This window comes from Asanoa sp. NPDC050611, assembly GCF_040654855.1.
GTDB lineage: Bacteria > Actinomycetota > Actinomycetes > Mycobacteriales > Micromonosporaceae > Asanoa.
In genome coordinates, this window is record NZ_JBFAIU010000352.1 from 1 (window position 1) to 7,811 (window position 7,811).

At 76.6% G+C, this 7,811-nt stretch carries 5 protein-coding genes; 4 read left to right on the top strand and 1 reads right to left on the bottom strand.

Annotated elements, in window-relative coordinates; translation table 11 throughout:
• Positions 1–115: 115 nt before the first annotated feature.
• A complete protein-coding gene (locus AB0H87_RS34590) occupies positions 116–439 on the top strand; it encodes a hypothetical protein (RefSeq protein WP_360155526.1) in 324 nt (107 codons plus the stop codon).
• A gap of 5 nt (positions 440–444) precedes the next feature.
• Here AB0H87_RS34590 and AB0H87_RS34595 read toward each other — a convergent pair whose 3' ends face one another.
• Positions 445–699, bottom strand: coding sequence for a hypothetical protein (locus AB0H87_RS34595; protein WP_360155529.1), 255 nt, complete (start codon positions 697–699; stop codon positions 445–447).
• Positions 700–847: 148 nt separating this feature from the next.
• On the opposite strand from AB0H87_RS34595, the gene AB0H87_RS34600 reads away from it, so the two are divergent.
• From AB0H87_RS34600 to AB0H87_RS34610, 3 genes are all read left to right on the top strand, one after another.
• Positions 848–3,940, top strand: a complete 3,093-nt coding sequence (locus AB0H87_RS34600; protein ID WP_360155532.1) for an FtsX-like permease family protein — start codon at positions 848–850, stop codon at positions 3,938–3,940.
• Complete coding sequence (locus AB0H87_RS34605) at positions 3,937–6,990, top strand: hypothetical protein (protein WP_360155535.1); 3,054 nt, start codon at positions 3,937–3,939, stop codon at positions 6,988–6,990. The genes AB0H87_RS34600 and AB0H87_RS34605 overlap by 4 nt, the downstream gene beginning before the upstream one ends.
• Before the next feature lie 173 nt (positions 6,991–7,163).
• Positions 7,164–7,676, top strand: a complete 513-nt coding sequence (locus AB0H87_RS34610) for a hypothetical protein (RefSeq protein WP_360155538.1) — start codon at positions 7,164–7,166, stop codon at positions 7,674–7,676.
• Positions 7,677–7,811: the final 135 nt, after the last annotated feature.

The window sequence follows — 7,811 nt, forward strand, 5'->3', positions numbered from 1 at the left end:
TAGTCCCAGCAGGCCAGCGCGCCGTGCTCGTGGAGCAGCGCGGAGATCGTGGCGGCGTCGGTGATGATCCCCGTGACGTTGGAGGCCGCCGAGAAGCGGCACCCGGGAGCCGGCCGTGCTCGCCGACGTGATCGACTTCCTGGCCAACGACCCGCAGGCCGGGCGCCAGCTCGGCGACGACCGGGGGTTCGCACCCAACCTCGAGGTGCGCGAGGCCAACGCCGCCGACCTGGCGGCGGGGCCGGCCCGGACCGCCCACGAGTTCGAGAGCGCGATGAGCGGGCGGGTCGGGCCGTCGCCGGCACCGCCGCCGGTCGCCCACACCAAGCTGCGCGAGCTGCTGGCCGCGGCGGCGGCCACGGTGGCGAGCGAGAAATACAGCCCCGAGGACGCCGCCGCCGAGTTCTCCCGCGCGGCCGCCACCGCCCTGGCCAGCTAGCCGCGTCAGCCGCGCTTGCGCCCCCGGTTGCGGCTGATCAGCACGACGCCGAGCACGATCAGCGCGACCACGACCAGGCAGCAGAGCAGGCTGCCGATGCCGAGGAAGCCCATGCCGCCGCGGCGGCGGCGGGCCGCCTCGTAGACGACGTCGGACGCGCCGGAGGTGCTGGCCCAGGCGACGGCCGGCACGAACACGGCGAGCGTGGCGGTGGTGATGATCGCGCCTGCTCGGGTGGCCCATTTTCGGAGGAGTTCCATGTAGCCATCCTGCGGTGCGGGCGCAAGTGCCGTCGCATCGGGTCACGGGGCAGACACGAGCGGAAGATCGTGACAACCTCTCCGCACGGTGGTCGCGTCCACCAGGCGTGTCCGGCGCCGACGCCGGGCTCGGTCGACGGGAGCGGGGATGTTCGGTCTGATCGTGCGCGCTCTGGCCAGCCGGCGCGCGCCCGCGATCACGCTGTTCCTGCTCACGGTGCTCTCCGCCGCCGCGGCGGCCGCGGCACCGCAGTACATCGCCGCGACCACGCGCGACCTCGCCAGCGCCGCGGCCGACGCCGCACCGGCCAGCGAGCGCGGCGTGTTCATGCGGCGCGGCATCGACCAGCGCGACCTGACCCCCGACGCGATCAGCCAGGCCGAGCAGACGGTCAGCGGCGCGCTCGCGCTGCCCGCGCTGACCGTGCGCGGCACCTGGATCGTCAACGGCGCGGTGATCCGCGGCCGCGACAGCGACTCCCTGCTGCTCGCCACCCGCACCGGGTTCTGCGCCGAGCTGATCCTCGACGGCAGCTGCCCGAGCCGGCCCGGCGAGGTCGCGGTCAGCGAGACCACGGCCCGGGCGTACGACGTCGGTGCCGGCGACCGGCTCGCCTACGCCCCGGGCTTCGAGGAGCGGCCGCTCACGGTCACGGCCGTCTACCGGATCGCCGATCCCTACTCCGACTTCTGGGCCGCCGCGCGGCTGCCCGGTGTCGGCGCGGAGGGCACGGCGCCGCTGCTCGCCACCGCCGAGACCATCGTCGCCGCCCAGCCGCAGACCACCACGCTGACCGTCGACGCGTTGGCGGGCAGCGACCTGTTCTCCGGGACCGCGCCGCTGACCGTGCGCGACCACATCGTCAGCGCGGTGGCCCCGCTGGGCGCCGCGGGCTGGGAGCCGCAGACGCCGCTGCGGGTGCTGGCGGTCACCATCTACAACAGCCAGCTGGACATCGTGTACGCGGTGCCGGTCAGCCTGGTCGAGCTGCTCGCGTTCTGCTGGATCGCGCTGTTCCTGGCGGTCCGGCACGGCGCACTGGAACGCCACCGCGACGTGGGCCTGCTCAAGCTGCGTGGCGCCGGCCGCGGCCGGATGCTGACGCTGACCCTCGGGCAGAGCGCGCTGCCGATGCTGGCCGGCGGCCTCGTCGGGCTGGCCGCGATGCTCCCGCTGCGGGCGGGCACCGGCATCGGGCAGACCTCGGCCACGGTCACCGACCTGCTCTCCGTGGCGGCCGCGGCCGTGACGGTGCTCGGGGCGATCCTGGCCGCCGCCGTCGCCGAGCGCCGGGCGCTGGCGGCACCGGTCGCGCTGCTGATGCGCGCGGTGCCGCCGCGGCACACCGGCTGGCGCTACGGCGCGGTGGACGGGGTGCTGGTCATCCTCGCGCTGGCGGGCGCCTACGAGGCCTGGTCCTACGCCAGCCGCGACCCGGCACAGCCCGGCGCTCAGAGCACCTGGCTGGCACTGCTCGCGCCCGCGCTGCTGGCGCTGGCCCTGGGCGTCGTGCTGGCCCGGGTCGTGGTCCCGGTGGCCGCCCGGGTCGCCGGGCGGGCGCTGCGGGCCGGTCGGCTCGGCGTCGCGTTCACCGCGACCGAGCTGGCCCGCCGCCCCGCGGTGCCACGGCTGACCGCGTTGCTGACCGCGGCGGTGACCCTGTTCTGCGTCGCGGTGGCCACATCGGACACCACGACCCGGTCCGGCGCCGAGCGGGCCGCCAACGAGATCGGCGCCGACCGGGTGCTGCTGGTGACCGCGCCGAGCCGGAGCGCACTGCTGGCGGCGACCCGCGCGGTCGACCCCGACGGCCGGTTCGCGATGGCGGTCGTCGCGTCGCAGAACCTGGGCGTCCTGGCCGTCGACGCGACGCGGCTGGCGACGGTGGCCCGCTGGCGGGGCGACTCCGGCGGCGTCGACGCCGCGGCGGTGGCCGCCCGGCTGCGGCCGGCGGCGCCCCCGCTGCTGACCGTGCGCGGTGCGGAGCTGACGCTGACCGCGGCGGCCCCGCGCGGCAGCGCCACCGTCAAGGCGACCCTCGTGGCCGCCGACGGCGCGACGGTCACCGCGGACTTCGGACGGGTCACGGGCCCGCGCGCCGACCGCCGCGCCAAGGCGGCGGGCTGCGCCGACGGTTGCCGGCTGGTCTCGTTCGAGGTCGTCGGCCGGGGCGCGGTCCCACCGCCGACACAGCCGCCCACGCCGCCACCGAGCCAGCCGCCCGCGCCGCCACCGACCCAGTCACCCGACGGAGCGCCGCCGCCCGCCGCGGCGCCGACCGTGGCGCCGGAGTACCCGGCGCCCGACGCGGTGCTGTTCTCGGCGCTGCGCGGCGCGGACGGCGGCATCGATCAGGCGACGTTCGCCGACCGGTCCCGCTGGCGCACCGCGGTCGGCGCCGGCTCGGCACCGGCGGCCGTGTCCGTCACCGCGGACGGCCTGGTCGTGACGCCGGGCCGCCCAATCGACAGCGACCCCTACGTCTTCGTCGACGACACCCCTGAACGACTGCCGGCCATCGCCGCCGGTGTCCGCGGCGCCGAGTTCGCGGCCGGCGACCCGCACGTCGTGGCGTTCCCCGGCATCGCGGTGCCGATCGCCGTCACGGGTGCGGCCCGCGCGGTGCCCCGGGTCGGGCGCGACGCGGTGCTGGTCGACCTCGAGACCGCCGACCTGATGAGCGGCGACCTCGGCGGCGGCGAGTCGCTGCAGGTCTGGGCGACCGACGGCGCGCCGGCCGACCTCGCCGACCGGCTCGGCGACCACGGTGTGGCGGTGTTCGGCAGCGGCACGATCGCCGCGCTGGCCGAGCGCTACTCGCGGCAGGCACCGCCGTCGACGATCCGGTTCCAGCTGCTCGCCGCCGCGCTGATGGTGCTGCTCTCGGCCGGCGCCCTGGGCGTGATCGTGGCGGTCGAGCGGCGTCCGCGCACCACCGAGCTGGCGGCGCTGCGCCAGCAGGGGCTCACCGCGCGGACCGCACGGCGGGCGATGTTCGGTGGCTACCTGATCGTGGCCGTGGTCGCGCTCGTGGCCGGCGTGCTCACCGCGGTGCCGGCCCGCACCGTCCTGGCGGCGCCGCTGTCCGCCTTCCCGGACGGCTGGGACGTGCTGCCGGCGCCGTCCGCCGTGCGGCCCGGGCCGTTGCTGCTCGCGGCGGGCGCCGCCGCGCTCGTGTTCGCCCTGGTGGTCGCGCTCGCGTCGGGCCGGCCGCAGCGCGACGGTGGGGAGTCGGCATGATCGGCGTGATCGTCGACCTGCTCCGCGCCGCCCGCGGGCGCACGGGCGTCCTGCTGCTGCTCGGCGCGCTGCCCGTGGCCGCCGCGGTCGCGGGCCCGGCCTACGTCGCCGCCGCGGAACGCGCGGTCGTGGCGACCGAGGTGGCCGCGGCCGCGCCGAGTGAGACGGTGCTCGGCATCCGGCCGGTCGGCGACGACCCTACGGAGACCGGCAACACCTTCGAGCGGCTCGGCGGCACGCAGTTCGCCACGCCCGGTTTCGACCTGATCTTCGGCGCCGCGTTCGCCGCCGCGCCACGCGACATCGACCTCTCGTGGCAGCTGTCCTACCGCGACGACGTCTGCGCACACGTGACGCTCGACGCCGGGCGGTGCCCCACGGGCCGGGGCGAGGTGATGATCGGCTTCCAGAGCGCGGCCCAGCTGGGTGCCGGTGTCGGCGACGCGGTCTCCGTCCGGCAGTCCGAGTTCCAGACCGTCGACGGCGCCGCCCAGCTGGTCCGGATCGGCGGCGCCGCGTCGCTCTCGATCGTCGGCGTCTACCGGCCGACGGACCCGACCGCGCCCTACTGGGGTCCGGTCTCACCCTTCCCGCCGGGCCTGTTCACCGATCCCAAGGTGCGCGCCGCGTCCACGATCGACGGCGTGGGCGTCGAGCCCATCTACGGCTCCCGGGCCACGGCGGGGCTCTTCGACCTGGAGGTGCCGGAGGCGCAAAGCTACGACCTCGTCGCCGACCCGGCCCAGCTCACGGTCGACTGGGTCGACCGCTATCCGGCCGAGCTCGCCCGGATGCAGGCCAAGGCCGACGAGCTCGACGCCAACCTGGTGCAGGGCACCGACGGCCTGATCGAGCGGATCGGGCAGAGCCGGGCGGCGGTGCGCTCGCTGGTGCCGTGGCTGGCCATGACGGTCGTGCCGCTGTGCTGGTTCGTGATCTTCCTGGCCGCGGCGTCCGGGGCGGAGGCCCGGCGCACCGAGCTGGGCCAGGTCGCCGTGCGGGGCCTGCCGGTGCCCTACCGCTGGTGGTTGGCCGCGGGCCCGGACGCGGTCGCCGTGCTCGCCGGCGCGCCGCTCGGCTTCCTGGCGGGCCAGTACGTCGGCGTGTTCGCCGTCCCCGGCGGCCACGGCGACCTCGGCCTGGGTGGCAACCTGCTCCGGTTCGCTCTGGTGGCGGTGGCCGGCGCCGGGCTCGCGGTCGCGCTCGCCTACCGGAGCGTCGTCACCGGCCGGGCCATCGACCTGCTGCGCAAGGTGTCCCGGCAGAGCGGCGCGTGGCGTTCGGCGACCGTCGACGCGATGGTCCTCGCGCTGGCCGCGTTCGCGGTCGTGGAGGCGCGCGGCGCGACCGGTCCCGCCCGCGGCGGCCTCGCCATCCTGGCGCCCGCGCTGGTGATCCTGGCGGGCGCGCTGCTCGTCGGGCGTCTGCTGGCACCCGCCGCCCGTCGCGCCGGCCTACGGGCGCTGGCCGCCGGCCGGCTGGCCGGTGCGCTCGCGGGCATCGAGCTGTCGCGCCGGTCGGCTCCCCGGCGCGCCGTGACGCTGGCCGTGCTCGGCGTCGCGTTGCTCTGCTTCACCGTGCTCGCCGTCGACGCGGGCGACACCGCCCGGGCCGGCCGCGCCGCCAGCGAGCTCGGCGCCGCCCGCGTGCTCGACGTCAACCTGGTCAGCGGCGGAGCCCTGCGAGCGGCCGTCCGCGAGGCCGACCCGGAGGGCACCTGGGCGATGGCCGCGGTCGCGATCCCGATGACCGGCTCGGGCCCGCCGACGGTGGCCGTCGACACCGACCGGTTCGCGGCCGTCGCACCGGACGGCACCGTGCCCGCCGACCTCCTCGCCCGGCTCCGGCCGCCGGTGGCACCGTCGATCACGATCACCGGGGACCGGATCGAGATCGACGCGACAGTGGCGATGCCGAGCTTCGACCCGGTGCGTGGCCGGTTCCGCGAGGGTTCGGAGCCCGAGCTGCGGGCCGTCGTGCAGCCGCCCGGCGAGACCGAGCGCACCGTCGCGCTCGGTGACGTCCAGCTCGGCCGGCACCGTTACACCAACAGCCTGCCCAACTGCGACGCCGGCTGCCGGCTGGTCGCCGTCGAGATCGAGCCGGTCCCGTCGACCCTCCAGCTCACCGTGCACGAGATCCGACAGGCGGCGCCGGACCAGGTGGTGGCCGACGGTGCCGTGCTCGGCGACCAGAGCCGCTGGCGCGGCTCCACCCAGGACAACGTCACGGCGACCGCACCGAAGCTGACCACCGCGGCCGGCGCGATCACCGTCGAGATGGCGGCCAGCGACGCTCCCCAACGGCTGACCGTGGCCGACGTGCCCGAGGTGGTGCCGGTGCTGCGGACGGAGTCCGCGACGGCGCGGGAGACCGACACCGGCTGGGCGGTGGCGTCGCCCGGCCACACCGAGCCGGTGCCGGCGACCGCCGTGGGCGCGTTGCCCACGGTGACCGGCCTCGGCGCCTCCGGACTCCTGGCCGACCTCGGCTACCTCGACCGCGCCGCACCGATGGGTGCCGGCGCGTTCCCGCAGGTCTGGCTCGGCCCGGACGCGCCGGCCGACGCCGTTGCGCGCCTCGCGAAGGTGAACCTCATCGTGCTGCGCGCGACGGCGGCGAGCGACCTCGCGGACTACGCCGACCGGTCGGGCGCCGCACTGGCCGCCCGCTACGAGCTGGTCACCGCGGCCTTCGCGGCGCTGCTCGTGCTGCTCGGGCTCGGCCTGGTCGGGTCCGTCGAGCGCACCGGCCGGGCGGCCCGCGGGCGGGTCCTGCGCACCCAGGGCGTCGCCGCCGCGACGCTCCGCGCGGCCGGCCGCCGCATGAGCGTGTGGCCGACGCTGGTCGGCGTGCTCGTCGGTCCGCTGCTGGCCGTCGCGGCGTGGGCGGTCGCGGGCCGCGCCACCCCGGTCTTCCTCGACGACGACTGGCCGGTGGCGCTGCCGGTGCTTCCCGACCCGGTCACCCTGGCCCTGGTCTGGGCCGCCTGCCTCCTCCTGCTGGCGGCGCGCACCCTGATCGGCCAGCGGCGCCGCGCCCCGTTCTGACGATCGCCTACGGGTGAATCGCCCGCGGTATGGGACTTTCGCGGGCGGATGCCACCATCATCCTTTCCGCGTGCCTCATCTGGTCGCGGCGGACGCCCGAGACCGCGATGCCACGCCGGCTGACGCTGGCCGCCGTGCGTACCCGGAACTGACTGTTCTGGCTGGCGCTCGGCGTGGCCGCCTTGTTCGGAGTGGGGTTCGGCGTCCCGTTCGGCCTCCGCGCCGGCCCGTTCGTCGGCCTGGCGGTCGGCGCCTGCTTCGCCGGCATGGCCTTCGTCATCGTCGGCGCGAGCGTCGCGCACGCGCTGAGCCCGGCCGCGACACTCCGCGACGATCGGCGCTACACGCTGACCATGGCGTTGTCGTCGACCGGAACCGCCGCGGTGCTGGGCCCAGCCGCCGGCGTCACCGCGGGCCTCTGCGGCGCGGTGATGGTCGCCGCCGCCGGGGAATGGCTGCCGTTCTGCTTCTACCGCGCCTGGTCCGCCCTGACCGGGGACTCGCCGTGGCGGCCGATGAGTTTCCTTCACGACGCACACCTGCGCGGTGTCCTCCAGCAGTCCGGGGGACCTACCGGTTTCCGGCACGCCGCCCTGCGCCGACACCTCACGTCATCCGCGGTGGGTCGGCAGTCGGGGGATCGGGTCGTCGCCGTGCGCCTCCCTGGGCACGGGTCCGCTGCCTGACCCCGCGGCCCACGACGCCCGACCCGCCGTCGGCATCGTCGGAGGCCGGCTGGAGGCTTTGCTCTGCATCCATATACGCAGCGACGCCGACGCGCTGCTGGTCTGTGGCGGCGACCCCATGTTCCTCGCCGCCTG

What these genes read in the sequence shown, in the direction of transcription:
- AB0H87_RS34600 (WP_360155532.1), top strand. Translation starts at nt 848, where the DNA reads ATGTTCGGTCTGATCGTGCGCGCTCTGGCCAGCCGGCGCGCGCCCGCG.
- AB0H87_RS34605 (WP_360155535.1), top strand. Translation starts at nt 3,937, where the DNA reads ATGATCGGCGTGATCGTCGACCTGCTCCGCGCCGCCCGCGGGCGCACG.
- AB0H87_RS34595 (WP_360155529.1), bottom strand. Translation starts at nt 699, where the DNA reads ATGGAACTCCTCCGAAAATGGGCCACCCGAGCAGGCGCGATCATCACC.